This window comes from Pantoea sp. JK, assembly GCF_026130245.1.
In the GTDB taxonomy this organism is placed as follows: Bacteria; Pseudomonadota; Gammaproteobacteria; order Enterobacterales; family Enterobacteriaceae; genus Pantoea; species Pantoea trifolii.
Genome location: NZ_JAINFN010000016.1, coordinates 13232 through 34291, shown reverse-complemented (window position 1 = coordinate 34291; position 21060 = coordinate 13232). Strand labels below are relative to the sequence as shown.

Annotated in this window: 18 protein-coding genes; 11 read left to right on the top strand and 7 right to left on the bottom strand. The window is 56.7% G+C overall.

Annotated elements, in window-relative coordinates; all coding sequences use genetic code 11:
• Positions 1-20: 20 nt before the first annotated feature.
• From PanJK_RS23465 to PanJK_RS23450, 4 genes are all read right to left on the bottom strand, one after another.
• Complete coding sequence (locus PanJK_RS23465; protein ID WP_265303451.1) at positions 21-3086, bottom strand: efflux RND transporter permease subunit; 3066 nt, start codon at positions 3084-3086, stop codon at positions 21-23.
• Entirely contained in the window at positions 3083-4228 is a 1146-nt protein-coding gene (locus PanJK_RS23460; RefSeq protein WP_265303450.1) for an efflux RND transporter periplasmic adaptor subunit, read from the bottom strand. The genes PanJK_RS23465 and PanJK_RS23460 overlap by 4 nt, the downstream gene beginning before the upstream one ends.
• A gap of 79 nt (positions 4229-4307) precedes the next feature.
• Positions 4308-5501, bottom strand: coding sequence for a sensor histidine kinase (locus PanJK_RS23455; protein WP_265303449.1), 1194 nt, complete (start codon positions 5499-5501; stop codon positions 4308-4310).
• Positions 5498-6193, bottom strand: a complete 696-nt coding sequence (locus PanJK_RS23450; protein ID WP_265303448.1) for a response regulator transcription factor — start codon at positions 6191-6193, stop codon at positions 5498-5500. The genes PanJK_RS23455 and PanJK_RS23450 overlap by 4 nt, the downstream gene beginning before the upstream one ends.
• Before the next feature lie 124 nt (positions 6194-6317).
• On the opposite strand from PanJK_RS23450, the gene PanJK_RS23445 reads away from it, so the two are divergent.
• From PanJK_RS23445 to PanJK_RS23430, 4 genes are all read left to right on the top strand, one after another.
• Positions 6318-7103, top strand: a complete 786-nt coding sequence (locus tag PanJK_RS23445) for a MipA/OmpV family protein (protein ID WP_265303447.1) — start codon at positions 6318-6320, stop codon at positions 7101-7103.
• Positions 7104-7643: 540 nt separating this feature from the next.
• Positions 7644-8939, top strand: coding sequence for an MFS transporter (locus tag PanJK_RS23440; protein WP_265303446.1), 1296 nt, complete (start codon positions 7644-7646; stop codon positions 8937-8939).
• Positions 8940-8949: 10 nt separating this feature from the next.
• Positions 8950-9948 carry a 4-hydroxythreonine-4-phosphate dehydrogenase PdxA gene (locus PanJK_RS23435; RefSeq protein ID WP_265303445.1) on the top strand — a complete coding sequence of 333 codons (999 nt, stop codon included), beginning with the start codon at positions 8950-8952 and terminating at the stop codon, positions 9946-9948.
• Between the two features lie 45 nt (positions 9949-9993).
• Positions 9994-10842, top strand: a complete 849-nt coding sequence (locus tag PanJK_RS23430; protein ID WP_265303444.1) for a sugar phosphate isomerase/epimerase family protein — start codon at positions 9994-9996, stop codon at positions 10840-10842.
• A gap of 75 nt (positions 10843-10917) precedes the next feature.
• Here PanJK_RS23430 and PanJK_RS23425 read toward each other — a convergent pair whose 3' ends face one another.
• The 3 genes from PanJK_RS23425 to PanJK_RS23415 all read right to left on the bottom strand — a co-directional run bounded on the left by PanJK_RS23425 (position 10918) and on the right by PanJK_RS23415 (position 12309).
• Entirely contained in the window at positions 10918-11148 is a 231-nt protein-coding gene (locus PanJK_RS23425) for a YgdI/YgdR family lipoprotein (RefSeq protein WP_179452518.1), read from the bottom strand.
• 27 nt (positions 11149-11175) lie between these two features.
• Complete coding sequence (locus PanJK_RS23420; RefSeq protein ID WP_155727019.1) at positions 11176-11409, bottom strand: YgdI/YgdR family lipoprotein; 234 nt, start codon at positions 11407-11409, stop codon at positions 11176-11178.
• 129 nt (positions 11410-11538) lie between these two features.
• Positions 11539-12309, bottom strand: a complete 771-nt coding sequence (locus PanJK_RS23415; RefSeq protein WP_265303443.1) for a GntR family transcriptional regulator — start codon at positions 12307-12309, stop codon at positions 11539-11541.
• 79 nt (positions 12310-12388) lie between these two features.
• Between PanJK_RS23415 and PanJK_RS23410 the strand changes: the two genes are divergently transcribed.
• Genes PanJK_RS23410 through PanJK_RS23380 form a run of 7 tightly spaced genes read left to right on the top strand, consistent with a single transcriptional unit; the run spans position 12389 to position 21052 of the window.
• A complete protein-coding gene (locus PanJK_RS23410) occupies positions 12389-13669 on the top strand; it encodes a M20 family metallopeptidase (RefSeq protein ID WP_265303442.1) in 1281 nt (426 codons plus the stop codon).
• 21 nt (positions 13670-13690) lie between these two features.
• Positions 13691-15289 carry an ABC transporter substrate-binding protein gene (locus tag PanJK_RS23405; RefSeq protein WP_265303441.1) on the top strand — a complete coding sequence of 533 codons (1599 nt, stop codon included), beginning with the start codon at positions 13691-13693 and terminating at the stop codon, positions 15287-15289.
• Between the two features lie 9 nt (positions 15290-15298).
• Entirely contained in the window at positions 15299-16246 is a 948-nt protein-coding gene (locus tag PanJK_RS23400; RefSeq protein ID WP_007885920.1) for an ABC transporter permease, read from the top strand.
• On the top strand, positions 16239-17066 hold the full coding sequence (locus PanJK_RS23395; protein ID WP_008110632.1) for an ABC transporter permease: 828 nt from the start codon (positions 16239-16241) through the stop codon (positions 17064-17066). The genes PanJK_RS23400 and PanJK_RS23395 overlap by 8 nt, the downstream gene beginning before the upstream one ends.
• Positions 17066-18703 carry a dipeptide ABC transporter ATP-binding protein gene (locus PanJK_RS23390; RefSeq protein WP_265303440.1) on the top strand — a complete coding sequence of 546 codons (1638 nt, stop codon included), beginning with the start codon at positions 17066-17068 and terminating at the stop codon, positions 18701-18703. The genes PanJK_RS23395 and PanJK_RS23390 overlap by 1 nt, the downstream gene beginning before the upstream one ends.
• A gap of 10 nt (positions 18704-18713) precedes the next feature.
• The gene (locus PanJK_RS23385; protein ID WP_265303438.1) at positions 18714-19940 is read left to right on the top strand and encodes a M20 family metallopeptidase; all 1227 of its coding nucleotides are present in this window, start codon (positions 18714-18716) and stop codon (positions 19938-19940) included.
• Positions 19940-21052, top strand: coding sequence for a M24 family metallopeptidase (locus tag PanJK_RS23380; protein WP_265303437.1), 1113 nt, complete (start codon positions 19940-19942; stop codon positions 21050-21052). The genes PanJK_RS23385 and PanJK_RS23380 overlap by 1 nt, the downstream gene beginning before the upstream one ends.
• Positions 21053-21060: the final 8 nt, after the last annotated feature.

The window sequence follows — 21060 nt, the reverse complement described above, 5'->3', positions numbered from 1 at the left end:
TAAAGCCAGCCAACACTTTGTCATTTAGATGAAGACGCTGATTCACGCTGCATCACCAGACTGAGCGCTGCGGGCAACACCGTCAGCGTCATCAGCGTTCCCACCAGCAACCCACCAATGATGGCGTAGGCCATCGGCCCCCAAAATACCTGATGCGAGATGGGAATCATGCCTAAAATCGCGGCGCAGGCGGTGAGAATAATCGGGCGGGCACGATGCTCTGCCGCTTTGCTTAACGCATCGTTGCGTGACATGCCAACGCGCAGATTGCTATCGGCTTCCATGATCAGGATTACCGCGTTGCGGATGATCATGCCAGCTAACGCAATCATCCCGAGCAGAGCGACAAATCCCATCGGCGTACCGCTGGGCAGCATCGCCAAAACAATGCCGGGAAGCCCAAAGGGCGCCATCGCCAATGCCAGCAACATGCGCGATATTCGTTGCAGCTGCACCATCAGCAGAATTAGCATGACAAACAACGTCACCGGCAATACGGCAAACACCGAACCGTTACCTTTATCGGATTCGGCAACCGTGCCCTCTTCATCAAGCGTGTAACCCGGCGCTAATCCGGCGCGCAGCTGCTGAACAGCCGTACTGAGCTGCGCGGATGTGGCTTCCGCCTGCATGCCTGCCGCCACATCCGTTTGTACCACCACATAGGGAAAACCCTGTCGACGCCACATCACCGGATCCTGCAATCCCCACTGCAGCGTCGCCACCTGGCCGATGGCGATCTTCGTGCCTGCTGCGGTGGTCAGTTTGAGCGCAGCGAGGCTACTCAAATCCAGCCGGTCAGCATCGTTGGCGCGCAACACTACATCAACCAGCCGATTATGATCTCTCACGGTCGTCACGCTTTGACCGGACCACACGCGGTTCAGCAGCTGCGCGATATCCTGTGAAGAGACGCCAGCCGCACGGGCTGCAGTCTGGTTCACCACAAAAGTGATGACGCGTTCCGGCTCGCCCGCCGTCATGTTTACACTGCGCGTCGCGCGTGATTGCCCGAGGATGCCGGCCAGCTTTTCTGCATACTGTTTTACCCGATCGTAATGCGGCCCGCTGATGCGATAGCGTATCGGCCAACCGACCGGTGGCCCCAGTTCCAGCGGCGATACGCGCGTCACCACATCGCTGAATTCACGTGCCAGCAGACGGTCGAGTTCGGCTTTGAGCCGATCTCTCGCCGTCAGATTTTTGGCCACCACCACCAACTGTGCAATGTTTTCATCATCGTTGAGCACGTCCATCGGCAGATAAAAACGCACGGCGCCGCTGCCGCTGTAGGAGGAGAAGTGGTCAATATTCGCGTTGCCGCTGAGTTTCGCTTCGAGCTGTTCCACCACACTTAGCGTGCGCGCCTGCGATGCGTTCGCGGGCAGCGTGAGGCTGACCAGCAGCTCCGGGCGATCGGAGGCGGGGAAAAACTCGCCCTGCATATGGCTCATGCCCCAGATGGCGACCATCAGCGAAGCACCCGCCAGACCGAGCGTGAAACTTCGATGGCGCAGGACCTGTGAAATCAGATGGCGATAAAAACGCAGCAATAAACCGGGTTTAGCGTGCGATTTAACTGGCCTCGATGACAGGGTCCAACTGCCGGTCAACGGAGAGAACAGCACCGCGACAACCCAGGAACTGAGCAGCGAGATCAGCACCACGACAAACAGCGAGTAGCAATATTCTCCCGCGCCGGATGCGGCGAAGCCGACGGGAATGAAACCGGCAATCATCACCAGCGTGCCGGTGAGCATCGGAAATGCGGTAGTTTCAAAGGCCACCGTGGCGGCGCGCCAGCGGGAATCACCGGCTTCAAGTCTAGCGACCATGGTTTCCACCGCGATCATCGCGTCATCAACCAACAAGCCCAGCGCAATGATCAGCGCGCCAAGGGAAATACGTTGCAGCCCAATGCCCGCCAGCATCATGCCGGTAAACGTCATCGCCAGCACTAATGGAATTGCCGCTGCCACCACTAAACCGGCGCGCAATCCGAGCGACACGAAAGAGACGGCCAGCACAATAACGATAGCTTCGCCGAGCACCCGCACAAATCCACTGACCGCATTGCTGACCACCCGCGACTGATCGGCCACTTTTGTAACCTCAATGCCGTGCGGCAGTTGGCGGGCAATTTGCGACATCTTAGCCGTTAACGCGTTACCAAAATCCAGCATATTGCCGGTCGGTGCCATGGAGATCGCCAGCCCAATCGCGGGCTTACCGTTGACGCGATAAAGCGGCGTTGGCGGTTCGGCAGGCACACGCGACAGCGTGACGATATCGGTCAGGGGAATGTAACGATCGTTGAGATGCAGCGTCACGTCGCGCAGGCTTTGTTCCGAGTTGAAGGCACCGCTGACGCGCAGCGCGATGTTATCGCTGTCGGTGCGAATGACGCCGGCGGGTGATAAGGCATTCTGCGCCTGCAAGGCATCGGTGACCTGCTGCAAGTTCAGGCCCATACCCGCGAGTTTGCGCGGAGAAAAGCGGGCAACAATCTGCTCCTCCTGCACACCGAGCAACGCAATTTTGCCGATGTCTGGCACGCTCATCAGCCGATCGCGAATGGATTCGACGCGATCGCGCAATTCACGTGCACTGAATCCTTCAGCGGTAAAACCGTAAATCGTGCCAAAGGTATCATCAAAATCGTCATTGACCGCCGGGCCCGCAACGCCCGCAGGCAGCGTGCTGCTGACATCCTGCATTGTCTTGCGCACCTGATACCAGATGTCCTGCACTTTGGCGGGCGGCGTGCTATCTCGCAGATTCACAAAGATAACGGTTTTGCCGGGATGCGTTTCGCTCTGCACGTAATCCAGATACGGCACTTCCTGCAGCTTCTTCTCCAGCGGTTCAGTCAGCAGTTGCACCGTATCATTGAGATCGGCGCCGGGCCACTGCGCGGAGACCACGGCGGTTTTGATAGTAAAGGCAGGATCTTCGTTACGCGGCAGCGCCTGATAGCTGAGCACGCCCGCGCCAAGGATCATCAGCATCAGAAAAGCCATCAGCTGTTGATGAGTTAGCGCCCAGGCGGAAAGGTTGAATTTAGCGCGAGCTGAATGTTCACTCATGGCTGCTCATCTCCCAGCGAAACCGCTTCGCCATCGCGCAATGTGCTCACGCCGGCCGTGACCACGCTTTCGCCCGCCGTGAGACCACTCGCGATATAGACTTCGCTGGCGGTGAAGCGGGAAATCACCACTATGCGGCGCGCTACCTTGCCGCGCTGTGCATCCAGCACAAACACCGCCGGCTTGCCCGCCAGGCGAGTCAGCACGGATGCAGGAAGGATGAAGGTGCGTGTATCGCTTTCTGGCAGCGCAACGCTGACGCTGGCACCCAGCAGCATTGCTGGCGGCGGGTCGTTCAACGTTAATCGAACCCGCCAGGTACGCGTCTGTGGATCAGCCTGCGGGCTGATATCGCGCAGATGCGCCTGTGCGATAATCGCCGGTGAAGCGAGCAGGGATACATGAAAGGCGTCGCCGGGGAGCGAGGAAAATGCCGCCGGGAAAGGTACATCCATCACCACATCTCGCTGTGTACCGCTTGCCAGCGACATCACCGTTTGACCGGCGCTCACGACCTGTCCGGCGGATGCGCTGACGGCGGTGATCACGCCGCTAAAAGGGGCCGTTAGCTGGGTCCAGCGCAGATTTTCTTTCGCGTTGTTAAGTGCGGCTTCGCTGCTCTGCAGACGCGCAGCGGCGGATTGCCAATCGGATTGCGCGCTGTCTAACTGCGCCCGCGCAATCGCACCGGAAGGCATCAACTGTTTCATGCGATGCAGATTCAGCGCCGCGACGCGTTCCGTTGCCCGTGCGCTGTCGGTGTCAGCCATCGCACTCTGTAACGCGTTTTGGGTCGTGCTGCTTTCTAACGTGGCCAGCACCTGGCCCGCGTTGACGCGGTCGCCCACTTCGGCAGATCGCGCCAGAATCCGCCCATCCAACCTGAAACCCAGCGATGTTTCGTCATGGGCGTGAATATCACCGGTCATCTGCACCTGCCGCCCTTGCGTGGCAGGCTTCACGATGATGAATTTTACCGGCCGGGGAGGCGCCGGGGGTAAGGGATCGCGTGGCCCGCAGGCGGTGAGCGATAAGGCGATGACCACCATGCAGGGCAACAACGGCAGCAACGCTATTAAGCGTTGTGCATCGATAAGATGATTGGCGGCCTGTTTGACCAGGCCGGTGAAAGAGTCTGTCATGGCGCCTCTCCGTACAAGGATTTGGCGCCATTAAAACGGCTTACTGTCGAGATTCTTTGTACGGCGAGTCAAGATCCTGTCAAGAGCGCGACAACGGCTCCGTACTGACGTTAGGCAAAAAAATTGCCAGGCTGAGACCACCCTCTTTGGGGAGTTTGGCGCTAATCCTGCCGCCGTGCGCCACGCAGATGGCGCGGGCGATCGACAGGCCAAGTCCGCTGCCGCCGGAGTGTCGCGCGCGTGAGGATTCGCCGCGCGTGAAGCGTTCGAACATCTCTGGCAGAAACGCCGGTGTGACGCCGGGGCCATCATCCCTGAATTCAATACTGCAGCCTCCCGGTACCGCCCGGGCGATAATCTGCAACTGGCCCGCAGGTTTGCCATAGCGCAAGGCGTTTTCAATCAACACGCTAAAAACCTGACCCAACCGGAAGGGATCGGCGCGGCAGGTGAGCGTGCTGTCTGCTACCACGCTAATGATCATGCCGCTGGCTTCGGCTTGCGGTCGCACCCAGGCCACGCGCTCGCGTGCCAGTTCTCCCGGATTGATCACATGCAGATCCAGCTTAAGTTGCCCGGCGTCGGCCAGCGACAGCAGGTGAAGCTCATCAATGAGTCGGCTCATATGACGCAACTGTTTCATGACCATTTCCAGCTGCTGCGGTTCAGGCTGAAACACACCATCCAGCAGACCTTGCATTCGACCCATGGCGGCCGTCAGCGGCGAGCGTAGTTCGTGTGCCAGCGCCACGTGCGAGGCGCGCAGCTCACGATCGTAGAGCGCCAGTTGCTGGCTCATGCGATTAAAGTCGTGAGCGAAGTGCAGCAGCTCCGCCGGGGCGCTTTTTACCATGGTGGCGGATGAGCCAAACTGCCCTTCGGATACCCGATCAGCGGTTTTTTTCAGGTGGCTAAACTGCAACGCCAGCGGACGGGCGTAGCGCAGAACGGTGAAAGCAACAAACGGCGTAATGATGAAAATCAGGATGATCACCATCAACCAGTCAGCGGCACCGACCGAAGGATCCGAGTAGCGCACGCCCCAGCGTTCATCAACGATCTCGTGGAAGCGCGGCAGATTGGTTTGCGGATGCGCGCGCAGTGTCAGAAATTCCTGGCGCATGTCCGGCGGCATATGGTGGATGATCCACAGGTTTTGCAGCGCAAAGCGCAGGAACATAATCCCGGCGACGGCAATAACCGTGACGATGGCCAGTGTCAAAATACGCACGCAGATCCAGCGCCACAGCGTTTGAGGAGGTGACTTTTTCATGGCTGTCTGAACCTGTAACCCACGCCGCGCACGTTGAGTAATATCTCTGACAACCCGGCGTTTTCGAGCTTCTTACGCAGGTTGTAGACGTGGGTATCGATCACCCTTTCCAGCGCCTCGCTTTCAGGCATACAGGTTTCGATCAGATATTGACGGCTAAGCGCGCGCACTGGCGCTCGCATCAGCGTCACCAGCAGAGAAAATTCGGTTGGCGTGAGGTCAATGCGGGTTGGATGCTGCTCTGGCTGCGCGACAACGGCGGTCATCGCCGCAGTATTAACCTCCAGCGCTTGCCAGCGCAGCACTTCATCCTCGGCAACTGCCGCACGGCTGCGGCGCAGCACGGCCTGCACGCGCGCAACCACTTCACCCGGATGATAGGGTTTCACCACGTAGTCATCCGCGCCTAAGCGCAGCGCGCCGATTCTGTCGGGCGTGTCCGTCATCGCGGTAATCATAATCACTGGCGTGTCAGCGCGGCGTCGCACGGCAGCCAGCACCTCGGTGCCGTTCATGCCGGGTAACATGATGTCGAGCAGAATGAGATCGGGTTTCCACTTCTCTACGCGCTCAAGTCCGTTAAGCCCATTACCGGCAATCTCCACGGCATATCCTTCGCGTAGCAGATAGGCTTCCAGCACGTCTGCCGCGTCTGCATCATCCTCAATAACCAATACTCGTCTGTTGTTCATGGCTCACCTTGACAGTTTCTTCATAAATCCCTGGCACTTAATTGACATTGCTTCGGGATACTCCGACCTGTGACGTAACGCCCGGGCAAGGGGCTAAAAACAGATGGGTAACTGAGGTGACACGATGATAACCAGAAAAAAGGCGCTGTACAGTGGCTGTTTGTTACTGGTCAGTTTCAGTGCCAGCACGCGCGCCGATGACAGCGCAGCGCAGGATGGCGTGATGATGGGCGTGGGCGCGCAAACCACACCGAAATACAGCGGCGCAGATAAGCAACGCTGGCAGGTGGTGCCGATGGTGCAGGCCCGAAAGGGCGCATTTTTCATCGATTCGCAAAAGGGTGTTGGCTACGATTTGCAAAGTGACAGTGGCCTGTATCTTGAGCAGACATTGGGATATGGCCTGGGCAGGGCGGACAAGGATTCCGACTGGCGCGATGGTTCTGACAAGCTGCGTGGCATGGGCACAATCAATGCCACGTTCAACACCGGAATTGCTGCCGGTTGGGCGATCTCGCCGTGGTTAATTTTTGAAGCGAAAGCCGTGCTGCCGCTGACAGCCAGCCAGGGCGTAAATTATCGCACTTCGTTGACGTTGATTCCGCTGCAAAGCCAGGAAGATAACCTTTCCTTGCAGACCTCCGCGCTGTTTGGAGATGCGCGCTACATGCAAACCTGGTACGGCGTCAACGCGCGTCAAAGCGACAAAAGTGGCTATACGATTTACTCGCCTGCAGCCGGATTTTATGGGGTAGAAACCGACCTGACATGGAGTCATCAGTTTACGCAGCACTGGGGCGGCGCAATGAGCGCGGGTTACACGTGGCTGGACGATCACGCGGCGGACAGTCCTTTTGTGTTTAGGCAGAACCAGCTGACCGCAACAGCGGCGGTGACGTATACGTTTTAGGGACTCTACGCGTTGAATCCTGGCAAAGGCGTATTGACATTGCTGATGGTTATTAGCGTTTGCGCTATGGTGCATCTGGCTGTCTATCTTATTTACATCGCTTAAAAAGCGTTGAGACGAAATGCGACACGCGCTGTAGCGACACATTAATTTGTCTATTTATCCAGGTGCGCCTGAATGCGCACCCTACAAAAACCTCGCCAAACAACGGTAGGGTCGCCATTTATGGCGACCGATAAACCAGCTTCACTACGCAACATTCACTGCGCATATGTACGCATTAGGAACAGACCGTAACGTTTATCCCATGAGCTTTTGTTTATGGCTTAGTGGTTGATTGTGCATATGTTCATCGTCAGCGGGCAATGCTGAGATGACGATCACACCTTGAACGCTGAAAACTACTTAGCAGGCTTATTGTGATGGTGCTCACAATGAGCAGGCGAAAAATAAGCGATAAAATATAACAAATGAACAACAAGCGTTCATTTGAGCAAGGTGCAGCCTACAACCTCTGACCTAAACCCAAAAGGTTCATCCATGAAAAAACGATACAGTACGAAAGTACTGGCGCTTTTCTGCGCCCTGTCATTTCTGATGTACGTCGATCGCGTCAACCTGTCGACTGCGGCGGGGCTAATTAAGCAGGATCTTGGCCTCAATAACACCGACCTCGGGCTAATTTTTTCGGCCTTCGCGTACACCTATTTAGTGTTTCAGATTATCGGTGGCTGGTTTGTTGACCGCTTCGGCGCACGCAAGACTATCATCATCTGCGGCAGCATCTGGGTTGTCGCGACCATTTGTACCGGTTTCGCGGGTGGTTTCGCTTCGCTGTTCCTGTCACGCATGCTGCTTGGCGTAGGCGAAGGGGCGGCATTGCCGTCACAAGCACGCGCCATGACATTCTGGTTCTCCAGCGAGAAGCGTGGCTTTGTACAAGGTATCACCCACTCATTTTCACGCTTTGGTAATGCTGTTACGCCATCGCTGGTGGCGCTGTTAGTACTGATGCACTCCTGGCGCTTCTCATTTATCGCATTGGGCGTTATCACCGCCGTATGGCTCGGTTTCTGGATTGCAGGCTTCCGCGATAACCCGCATCACATTGCCGATATGAGCGAAGAAGAACGCAAGATTTTGCCAAAACTTGACGCCTACATGACGGACAAAGTGAAAGCCCCCACGCCATGGAAAGCGCTGCTCAAGCGTATTGGACCAACCATGGGCGTCTATTTTTGCTACGGCTGGACCGGCTGGCTGTTCTTCACCTGGCTTCCGACTTTCTTTATGAACGGTCGCGGCATGGACCTGAAATCATCCGCACTCTTCACCTCAGCAGTATTTCTCTCGGGTGTGGTGGGGAATACCGTCGGCGGCATCGTGAGTGACAAAATCCTGAAACGCACCGGCAATGTAGTGGCGGCGCGACGTAACGTCATTATCTTTAGCTTTCTGAGCGCCGGTTTGCTGCTTATTCCGGTGATCAGCTCCACCAACATGACGGTCATTACCGCCTGTCTCGGTCTGGCCTTCTTCTGCCTGGAACTGACCATTGGGCCTATCTGGGCAGTGCCAATGGAGATCACGCCTAAGTTCGTTGGCGTCGCCAGTGGCCTGGTTAATGCCGGCTCAGCGGTGGCGGGCATCATTTCGCCGATTCTGTTTGGCATCATCATTGATAGAACCGGCAACTGGAGCTTGCCATTTTATGGCTCGGTTGTGCTGCTGATGGTCGGCATCGTGCTTACCTTCTTTATGCGCCCGGACATTCCGTTGTCTGAAGATTCCCCTTCTCGCGGTGAAGTACAGCCCGCAAATAATGCTTATCACTGAGGAAATACTGATGAAAAAACCTTCTGTTGCACTGGTGCTGGGCGATCCAGCAGGTATTGGTCCAGAGCTGGTGGCCAAAGTATTGTCGCAGCCGGCGCTACGTGAGTTGGCTAACGTGATTATCATTGCCGACCGCCAGGAGCTGGAAAAAGGCATGACTATTGCCGGTCAGCGTTTCGACTATGACGAAATCGCTGATACCGCAAATATCAGGTTCACGTCAGGTAAACCGTTGCTGCTCAATCATGACTGGTCTTCACGCACGCCTTTTGATTATGGCAATGCAAGCGAGCAGAGCGGCGTGTATATCCTGGAAACGCTGGCGCGTGCGGTCGAATTGACCAAGCAGGGCATTACGCAAGGCGTCTGTTTTGCGCCGCTGAATAAGCAAGCGATGCATATGGGAGGGCTGCAGCATCGCGATGAATTGCACTGGTTCGCCGAACTACTGAAGTGGGATAGTTTCTGCTGTGAGGTGAATGTGGTGGATGACCTCTGGGCTGGACGCGCCACTTCGCATATTCCCTTCCGCGATATTGTGAAGAACCTCAGCGTTGGAGGCGTAGTCGATACCATTGCGCTGATGGATCGCACGCTGCGTCAGGCGGGCATCGCTAAGCCGAAAATTGCCGTGCAGGCCCTGAATCCACATGGTGGTGAGAATGGTCTGTTTGGTGATGAGGAACAAACCATCATTAAACCGGCGATGGCAAAAGCCAAAGATCAAGGTATTGATGTCTATGGCCCTTATCCAGCCGATACCACCTACAAAGCCGTAGAGACACAGCATCTGGATGCTGTGGTTTCGATGTACCACGATCAGTTCGCCACCGCGTTAAAAATGCTTGGCTTCGAACGCGGTATTACCGTACAGGGCGGGCTGCCGATTCCGATTGCGACCGCCAATCACGGCACCGCATACAACTTATATGGGCAAAATCTTGCAACGCCATCGGCGTTTGAGAACGCTTTCCGCTTGCTGGTGCGTATGGCAGCCGGCGCGATTTGATTCCCAGTTATCGTTCGATATCCGATTATCAGGAGAATCTTCGCTATGCCAAATTCGCTTAAACTCGGTGTTAACACCTCGATTTTCGATGGGCACGACATGGATGTCGCCTTCGGAATCATTAGCCGGTTAGGCTATGAGTACGTTGAGGTCGCTTATAACCAAGGTTATGTCGGTGACCTGGATGACAGCCTGTTTAGCCCGGCCAATGCGCAACGCATTCGGACACTGCTGGACAAGCATCAGTTGAAAACATTGGCGCTCGGTTGCACCTTTAATCTGGCGCGACCCGAAGCGGTTGCGTATCTGCAAACACGCATCGGCTTTGCTCAGGCGATAGGCGTCAAGCTACTCAACGCCTGCACGGCAAAGCGTGAGGATTATGCGGCGCTGGTGAGTAATTTACGTCAGATCGCGCCGCATCTTGAGCATGCTGGTTGTTGTGTACTGATCGAGAATGGCGGCGACCATAATTATGATGCGTTTGCGCTGGCAGCCGAGGGTGAAGAGTTGCTGCGAGAGGTGGGCAGTGCAGCTGTAGCGTTTAATGGCGATGCCGGCAATATGGTGTCGTTGCGACCTCAGGCGGATGCGATACAACAAATAATGCAACTGTTGCCGCAGATGCGTCATTGCCACATTAAAGATGTGTATAAACAGGGCGCAGAGTTTCACTTTCCGCCCATTGGACAGGGCATCTTAGATTATCAGCCGCTCATCAAGTCACTGGCTGCGCAAGATATTCCTTGTACGCTGGAAATTCCACTGCGTATGCATCGACTGGCTGACAGCACGCCGGTACGCAGTGATACGCCAGTGGGACTGGAACGAATTGTTGAAGTGCTTAGGGAGAGTAAAAAGTATATCGATGGATTGCAGAGCGACTTCGGTTGAAGCAAGTGCATCAGGTCATTACAAACGCCCGCTATGGCGAAAATCCACTATAGCGGGCGGCTTCAGGCAGAAAAGTTATTTCTTAGGAACTTCAGAGATCTCTTTCACGTCACTTTTATTGATTTGCTGCTTAACACCATTGGCATCGACATAACCCAGCAGGCCGGTTTCGGCATCCTGTGGTTTGCCATCGGTCACGATGGTACGTCCATCATTGGTGTGGATGGCGTACGAGGTCCGTGTACAGCCGGTCAGAGCAGACAGGGCAATAAGCGCAGTAACAGAAAGCAAAATTGATTTTTTCATTAGTCTCTCCAGGCTAGTTAAAGGATATTAATTATCCAGTTCGCTCATGTTGGTAATCTTGTCGCGATTGATCTGCTCAGTTTTACCGCTTTGCGCATCCTTGTAAGAAACAAGGCCTGTGTCGCTGTCGATTTGCGGCTTACCCGACGTCACGATAGTGCGTCCGTCGGTGGTTTTAATCGCCTGATTAGAAGAGCAAGCGGTTAATGTCATTGCCATAAAAGTGCCAAGAAATGCCGTTGCCAGTACTGTTTTATTCATCATGATGAGTTCCTTTCAGTGGAATACGTTTAACTACCTTCAAAGCGTAGAACATTTTCCCGAAACTTCCAGAAACCCGGCGCATCTGCGCTGTTTAACCTGACTCAAACGGCGGTTCATGCCGCGCGATCAGCGAATCTCATTCACGTACATAAAGTTTTCGGTGCTAAAACGGTGGTGCGCCAGAATCACCGGAAGGGCGCTCTGATCAAACGACACTTCATCAATCACCATCACGGCGTGCGGCAAACTCAGCTCCAGCAGTGCGGCATCCTCTTCATTCGCCAGCGTGGCGGTGATTTGCTCGCGCACCGCAGCGACGCGCAAATCGTAGCGTTCAAACAGATAGCGATAGAGCAGCGGCGGCAACTGATCGGCGGGAGGAAAATCGACCAACCGCGCCGACGGCAACACCAGCGTTTCATGCATTGCGGCAATTCCCTTCACACGACGCACACGCTTCAGGCGGATCACCTTATCACCCTGAGCAATTTGCAGTTTCTCCGCCTCGTCGGCGCTGGCATGACTGAGCTGATAATCGAGTAAACGGGTATCGGATTGCAGCAATCCGCCGGTTTTATCGTGCAGCCGGAAATACTGGAAAAAATGGCTGAGGTTGTGCAGCGGCGCCCAGCCGGTCACCACGGTGCCGGTTTTACGACGGCGCATCAGCATGCCTTCCGTGGTCAGCGCCGCCAGCGCTTTTCGCACCGTGCCAACCGACACACCAAACTTCGCCGCCAGGCTATTTTCACTCGGCAAAATCGTGCCTGCGGGCAGTTCGCCTTGCAGGATCGATTCGCTGATATGGCGCTTGACTACTTCATACAGCGGCGCACCTTCACCTTCGCTGAGCCTGGCGAAAGGTTGAGCATCGTTCGCGTCATAGTTTTTTTGCATGTTTCCGATTACCGATTGACCGCCGTGGTTGAATTGCATTATCTATAAACTATATAGAAATACAACAGACGATAATCCTATGATGAAAAATTCACGCTTTAACAGTGCATTAGCGATGATTGCTAATGACGGCGCGCAAATGACCGATGACCTCAAACAGATGCTTGAGGTCAATACCTGCTTCCCGCCGGGCAACGGTTATGGCGCTTTTGCTGACGTGGTGACGCATCTGTTGCAGCCGCTGGATTTTAGCTTTGCGCGCGTCTCGGTGCCGGAACATTTGTGGCAGGCACCGGACGGCAGCGCGTACGGTGAACGCGTCAATCTGCTGGCATCCCTTGATGCCGGTGCGGCTGAAAACTGCAATCTCTATTTCCATACCGATACCGTGCCCGCCGGTGATGGCTGGCGTTTTCCGGCGCTGACGCTGACTGCAGCGGAAGGCAAGCTGTTTGGGCGCGGCGCGGCAGACATGAAAGGCACCATTGTTGCGGCGATGGCGGCGGTACGCGCGGCGCAGGCGGCGGCGATTCCGCTGCGATTTAACCCGGTGTTTTTACTGTGTAGCGATGAAGAGGGCGGCTTGTATCCCGGTATCCGTTACCTGGCGGAACAACAGCTTTTCTCCGGTCACTTGCTCAGCTTCAACGGTGGTGCGGTGCCGCGCATCTGGGCCGGCTGCTTTGGCAGCATCGATCTTAAGGTAATTATCACCGGACGTTCGGCGCACTCTGGCGATCCGGTTAACGGCATCAATGCTATCGAAGCGGCGCTGCCGCTGATGAACGCGCTTTACCAGCTGAAGCTCGAGGTGGAACAACGCACCTCGGCGATGCCTTCTCCGCCGCATTATCAGGGCAAACCGCTGACGTCACTGTTAACGCTGGCTGCCGCACAGGGCGGCAGCAAAGGCTCGACCATCCCGGAACGTTTTGAGCTGCTGATTAATCGCCGTTACGCGCCGGAGGAGCGCTTTGACGCGGTGTGGCAAGAGCTGACGCACTGCGTGGAAAACGCGATGCGCGATAGCCGCGCACTCGACGTCACGCTGCAAATGATTGGTCATCTGGCGCCGGTCGCAAATCCTGACGGCCCGCATTGGCCGCGCTGGCAGGCGGCGCTGAGTCAAGGATTTGGTTTCCAACCCAGCGAGTTCAAACCCTGGGGATCGTCCACCAGTTCTGATATGGGCTGGGTCCAGCAAGCCGGGATTCAGGAGATTTTACTCGGCGGCCTCGCCCGTCCCGACAATCGCATTCATGCCGCCGATGAGTACACCACGCTGGCAGATTTGATCGCACTTTCGCAGTCCATTCTGGCGTATCTCGCCGATGATTTTCAGCCAACCCAGGGTAATTAACTATTTAACGAGGAAGAGAAGATGTGCGCAATGAAAGGGTTAAACCGCAGACAGTTTATCGCCAGTTCTACCGCTCTGACGGGCGCAGCGATGCTGCCCTGGTCGTTCTCGGCCCATGCCGCGCAGGTGATGAGCGCTACGCCGGGCGGCACCGCGCGTAAAGGCGGCGTGCTGCGCATCAGCGTTGACCAGGCCGTCAGCGTGCTCAATCCGCATCAGGTTCGCGTCAACCCGGAATATCTGGTGGCGGAACTGCTGTACAGCGGCTTAACGCGTCTGACGCAGGAGATGAAAGCCGAAGCCGATTTGGCGCAATCCTGGCAGGCCAGCGCCGATCTCAAGCAGTGGACATTTACCCTGCGCCCGAACCTGAAGTTCAGCGACGGTTCCGCGTTAACCTCAGCGGATGTGGTCGCCAGCCTGCAGGCGCTGCTCGATCCAAAAAATGCCTCACCGGCGCTGCATAACATTGGGCCGATTAAAGCCGTCAGCACGCCAGACACCGATACGGTATTGATTGAAACCGATGCGCCTTACGCCGATTTGCCGGTGATGCTGGCTTATCCGGACGCAAAAATTATCCCGGCCAGCATCGCGCAAGGCCAGTTTGACAAGTTGAGTAAAGCCTCGTTCGGCGCCGGGCCTTTCCAACTGGTGTCCTATGATCCAGAACGCAAAATTGTGGTGAAGCGCAATCCGCATTACTACGATCCGGCGCGTCCTTATCTGGATGGCGTGGAAGTGGTGGTTTATCCCGATGGCATCGCGGAAAGTTCTGCGCTGATCGCCGGTGACACCGATTTGATGCTGAGCGCGCAGTCGAGCGAGTTCGCGCGCCTGTCCAAATCTTCCGGTGTGCTGCCGCTGCGCGTGGCCTCCGGCCAGTTCCTTAATGTGAACATGGGCTGCGATCAAAAACCTTTCAACGATGTGCGAGTGCGTCAGGCGCTGGCGCTGTGTGTTGATCGTCAGGCGTCAGTGGATTTCGTGGCGGATGGCCTGGGTTCACCGGGCAATGACACGCCGATCAACGGCGCGTATCCATTCTTCGCCAACCTGGCGAAAAAAGCGGTGGATTACAGCAAAGCCAAGGCGCTGCTGGCGGATGCCGGTTATCCCAACGGTCTGGATTTAACGCTTATCGCCTCCGACAAACCGGCCACCCGCACCCAGCTAGGCATCGCGCTGCGCGAGATGGCGAAACAGGGCGGTTTCCGCATCAACGTGCAGACCATGGCGCACAGCACCTATCTCGATCAGGTGTGGAAGAAAGGCAATTTCTACGTCGGCTTCTACAACATGCAGCCGACGCCAGACGCAGTGTTTTCTCTGCTCTACACCTCAACCGCATCCTGGAATGAAACGCGCTGGAACAACGCGGAGTTTGATAAAGCGGTCGGTGCAGCGCGTGAAACCCGCGATGAAGCCCAGCGCGCCACGCTGTATGGCAAAGCGCAGCAACTGATGCATGACGAAGTGCCGTCGGTGATCCCAACCTTCTTCGATCTGCTTGCTGCCAGCCGCGATTATGTCGGCGGATATCACCTGCATCCGCGTGGTGCGGTGTTCCGTCTTGACCATATCTGGTTGACCGACAAAGCGCCGAAGCGCGCAGTGTAAGGAGCGAACGTGACAGCAAGTTATCTGCTCAAACGCCTTCTGCTGATGGTTTACACCTTGTTAGTGGTGTCGCTGCTGGTCTTTGGCATCACTCAACTGTTACCGGCCGATGCGGCTGTCACCTTGCTGGGACAAAACGCCACGCCGGAAGCATTGGCGGCGGTGCGTGAACGTCTGGGGCTGGATGCCCCAGCGTGGTTGCAATACTGGCATTGGCTGACGCAGGCACTGCAAGGCAACTTTGGCGTATCAATGCGCAATGGCCTCGAAGTGGCACCGACACTGCTAACGGCGTTATCGCGTTCGCTGCTATTGGCGGTGTGCGCCTTAATTCTGATGCTGATTATCGCCATTCCCCTCGGTATCTGGGCGGCGGTGCGTCGCGGCAAAACCGCCGATGTGCTGGTGAGCGTTATCTCCTATATCGGCATCTCGTTCCCGGAATTCGTCACCGCCACGCTGGTCTTGCTGCTGTTTGCCGATGTCTGGCAGATTTTGCCCGCCACCGGCTATGTGCCGCTCAGTGAGAACTTCGTCAGCGGCATTCAGCACCTGATTCTGCCGTCGGTCACCGTGGCGCTGATTCTGGTGGCGCACGTCTCGCGCATGGTGCGCTCAGAAATGGTCGATGTGCTGCATACCGATTACATCCGCGCCGCGTGGCTGAAAGGTTTATCGCGTCGTCGCATTCTCTGGCGACATGCGCTGCGAAACGGCTTGTTGCCGACCATCACCATTGTGGCGCTGGATGTTGGTTATCTGCTGGGCGGCATTGTGGTGGTGGAGGAGATCTTCGCCATTCCCGGCATTGGCCGCGAACTGATTGTCGCCGTGCAGGCGCGCGATCTGCCCACCATTCAGGCTGGCGTGATGATCCTCGCCGCGACCTATTCAGTGGTGAACTTCCTGGCTGATTTGGCCTACGTCACTCTCGATAAGCGGATCTCCTATGCCTGATATTTTGAAACGTTTGCTGCGTTCACCGCAGGGCGCCGCTGGCGTGCTGATCATTTTGCTGGCGCTGCTGATGGTGGTGGGCGGTGCGCACGTTGCGCCTTTTGATCCTGAATCAATTTCCATCCTGACGCGCTATAAGCCGCCCAGTGCGGAACACTGGTTTGGTACCGATCAGATGGGCCGCGACATTTTCAGCCGCGTGATGGTGGGCGCGCGCTCAACCATTTTACTGTCGCTGCTGGCTACCGCGCTGGCGATGGTGATCGGTTCGGTGCTCGGCACTGCCAGCGCCTATCTGGGCGGCAAATTTGATGAGTTCATGATGCGCACCATGGATGCGGTGATGGCGATTCCCAGCCTGCTGTTTGCGTTGCTGATTGTTAGCACGCTCGGGCAGAGCAGCATGAACGCGGTGCTGGCGATCACTATCGCCTTTGTGCCGGGCATGGTGCGCATCTCGCGCAGCGTGGCATTGGCCGCCCGTCAGCAGGATTACATCAACGCTGCCATCGCGCGCGGCGAAGCCGGGCACTACATCATCCTGCGCGAAATGCTGCCGAATATTCTGGCGCCGATCATCGTTGAAGCCACCATTCGCGTTGCCTTCGCCATCATGCTGTTTGCCACCCTGAGTTTCCTGGGTTTAGGCGCACAGCCGCCAGAGCCGGAGTGGGGATTGATGGTCTCAGAAGCGCGCGCTTACTTCTTCAATGCGCCGTGGATGATGATGATTCCGGGCCTCGCCATCGCGCTGGTCGCCATTGGTTTTAATTTACTGGGTGACGGGCTGCGTGATGTGCTCAACCCAAGGAGCCACTGATGAGTGACAAGCTTGCACCGGTGCTGTCGGTGGAAAATTACAGCCTCGATTACGCGTTAGCCAAAGGACATGCTTTGCCGGTACTGCGTGATATCAACTTGCAGGTGATGCCCGGCGAAGTGCTGGGGCTGGTGGGCGAATCGGGTTCCGGCAAAACCACGCTCGGCTGGGCGATTATGCGCTGGCTGGCGGGCAATGCGCGTGAGCTGCAAGGCGATATCCGCCTGAGCGGCGACAGCCTGCTGACCTTGCCAGCGGCCAAACTGACGGCGCTGCGCGGAGCCAAACTGGGCATGATTTTTCAGGATCCCAGCGCCTCGCTCAATCCCACGCTGACCTTAGGTGAGCAGGTCACCGAAGTGCTACGTCGCCATCGCGGTTTGTCCGCGCGTGAAGCGCAGGAGCTGGGCGAATCGCTGCTGCACGACGTTGAACTCAAAAATCCGGTGCGCATGATGCGCCGCTATCCGCATCAGGTTTCGGGGGGCGAGAAGCAGCGCATCCTGATCGCCACCGCGTTTGCCTGCCAGCCGGACTGCATGATTTTTGATGAGCCAACCACCGCGCTGGATGTAATCAGCTCGGCGCAAATCCTCGATCTCTACGAGCGGTTGCGCGAAGAGACCGGCGTCGCGTCGTTGTATATCTCGCACGATCTGGCGTTAGTCGCCAAAGTCGCCAATCGCGTCTGTGTGCTGGAACAAGGGCGCATAGTCGAACAGGCCGACACGCATAGCCTGTTTAACGCGCCGCAAAATGCCTACACGCGCAAGCTGATTGAGGCGGTGCCTAATCCGCAACACCGGCTGGTGCAGGACGCGCCGGGCAATCAACCGTTACTCGGTCTGAAGCAGCTGACTATCGATTACGGCAAACACGGTCTTCTCGATCGCCTGCTGAAGCGTGAAGCCAACACCACGCGCGCCGCCAATGCGGTTTCGCTCACTGTGCATCAGGGAGAAATTCTCGGCGTGGTCGGCGAATCGGGTTCCGGTAAATCCTCGCTGGGTAAAGCTATCACTGGACTGGTGCCGTTCAGCGGCGAGCTCGATTTTTGTGGCTACACGCTGCATGGCCGCGCGCAGATGGACAAAGAGTATCGCAGACGCGTGCAGATGATTTTCCAGCATCCCGATGCTTCGCTGAACCCGCGTATGACCATCGGCGAAATCATTGCGCGACCGCTGCGCTTGTACGGTTTATCGCCGGGCGAAACCGAAGCGCAGGCGGTGGCGCGTTTGCTGCAGGAAGTGCGTTTGCCGCCGGAGTTTGCGCAGCGTTATCCGCATGCGCTGTCGGGCGGCCAAAAGCAGCGCGTCGCCATCGCCCGCGCCTTCGCTAATCCGCCGGATTTGGTGATTTGTGACGAGATCACTGCCGCGCTCGACGTCTCGGTGCAGGCCACCATCATCGAGCTGCTGTTGGAACTGCGTCGCCGCTACGGCACCGCGTATCTGTTTATTACCCACGATCTCAACCTGATTCGCCAGATCGCCCATCGCGTGGCGGTGATGTATCGCGGTGACGTGGTGGAAGTGCTGCCCGGCGACAACATGACGGCACTGGCGCAGCATCCTTATACCCGTGCACTGCTTGATGCGGTGCATATTCCCGACTTATCCAAGTCCGTTGCATGACGAGAAAAACATGAATCCTGAACAGTTAATTCATCATATCGATCGCGACTTTTGCCTCTCTTTCCTGGCAAAAATGGTGCAGCACAAAAGCTACAGCGCCACCGATGGTGAGCGTGAACTGGCGAAATACATGGCCGCGCAGATGGCGCAGCTGGGCCTGGAAACCGAACTGCAAAACGTGCCTAGCGATCGACTGAACGCAATTGGACGACTAGCAGGCAGCGGCGGCGGCAAAAGCCTGCTGTTTAACGGACATCTGGATACCAATCCGGTCACCGAGGGCTGGACCGTCGATCCCTGGGAAGGAAAAATTGACGAGCAGTTCATCTACGGTATCGGCGTGTCGAACATGAAAGCGGGTGATGCCGCCTACTTTTGCGCCTTGAAAACCCTGATTGATGCCGGTGTGAAGCTGAAAGGCGATGTGATTCTGACCTACGTGGTGGGCGAGTTGCAGGGCGGCATTGGCACGCTGGCGGCGATTGAGCAAGGTGTGCGCGCCGACTACTTCATCAACGCCGAACCCACCGACCTGCAAGCGCTAACTATGCACGCCGGTTCGCTGATGTTTACCATTGAGCTCACCGGCGATACGCGTCATTTGTCCAAGCGTGAAGAAGCGGTGGATGCGATCAGCGCCGCCGTCGAACTGATTCCGCAGATTAACGTTATGACCTTTAGCGGTGCGAAAACTGCTGAGCATTTGAAGATTAACCGTGGACATATCGGTACCGTGCATGGCGCGTTGGGCCGCGATCTGGAAGAGTGGCGACCGCCGCAGGTGGCTGACTTTGTGCGCTTAAAAGGCTCGGCACGCTTCGCGCCGGGGCAAACCGTGGAAGGTGTGCTCGCCGATCTGCAGGCATTGCTGAATACCTTGTGCCAGCGTTATCCGGGCCTGAAAGCTGAACTTTACGATGATGGCATCCGCGATAAACCGACCATGTTGCCGTTCGAAGTGTCACCGGAATCGGCCATCGTTAAAGCGGTGAATCGCGGCTGGAAAACCGTGCGCGGAACCGAGCAGCCGACCGGCGTGATCACGCCTCCGGCATTCTTTGGCACTGACGCGGCGCATCTCTATCAGCATGCGGGCATGGAAGGGATCGTCTGTGGGCCGGGCGGCAAATACAACACCATGCCGGATGAACGGGTTGAAATCAGTGAATTCCTCGATATGGTGCGCATCTATTTGCTGGCCATTCTGGAGATTTGCCAGCCGGTTGAGGCCGCGTAATGCACGCCGAAGCGCTGATGCGTCTGCGCGCCGCCATGCAGCAGAACACGGTCGATATCATGCTGGTGGATCACGGTGAGCTGCTGGCGTGGCTCACCGGCTTTACCGTCTCCGAAACCTTGTATCGCGCCTGTCTGGTGCCGCTCAACGGCGAACCCTGGATGGTGCTGCGCCAACTGGATGAGGCGCCATGCCGCACGCAATCGCCGACGCTGGACGTGGAAAGCTATCGCGATGATCAGGATGCCTGGCACACGGTGGCGCAAAGCCTAATCCGTCGCGGATATCAACAGGCGCGCATCGGCGCGGACTTTTACTCTTACGGCATGACGGTACACAGCTGGCAGCAGCTTTCGCGCTATCTACCAGACGTGACGTGGCATGATTTAACCGGCTTGAGCGACCGGCTGCGTAGCGTCAAATTCCCGGCGGAAATCGCCGCGTTGCGTCAGGCTGCTGCCATTGCCGATGCCACAATGATGGCGATTGGCGCGGAAGTGGAGGGCGGCTGGCGCGTGCGCGATGTCGCCGCGCTGGCCGCCGGAGAGTTTTTACAGCTTGGCGCGGATACCGGCGAAACCGGACCGATAGTGATCGCCAGCGGTGATAATGGTTTTCTGCATGCTAGTGGCCACGAGCAGCGGCTGGAAAAAGGCGATGTGCTGCATGTCGAGCTGATACCAAAAGTGAAACATTACAGCGCGCGCCTGATGCGGCCTTATATCGTCGGGGAGATTTCGGCGCAGCGTGCCGAAGTGGCAGCACAGCTGATCGCGATTCAGGATCAGCAATTTACCGCCATGAAACCGGGCATGACGGCGCACGACGTGGATGCCATCGTGCGCGATGCGGTTTTGAGTAGAGGATTGCGCGCGGATTATCCCAATATCACCGGTTATGCGCTGGGGCTTTATACACGCACGCCACGACCCAGTGATTTTTCCTGCAGTTTCTACCCTAACGCGCAGTGGCTGCTGGAAGAGAATATGGTGTTCCACATGTATATTTCCGCGCAAGGTTTGGCGTTCAGCGAAACGGTGCGCGTTACGCCCGCTGGTGCAGAGCGGCTGACAAATTTACCGCGTCAGTTATTATCATTGCCGGACCAGTAATGAGCAGG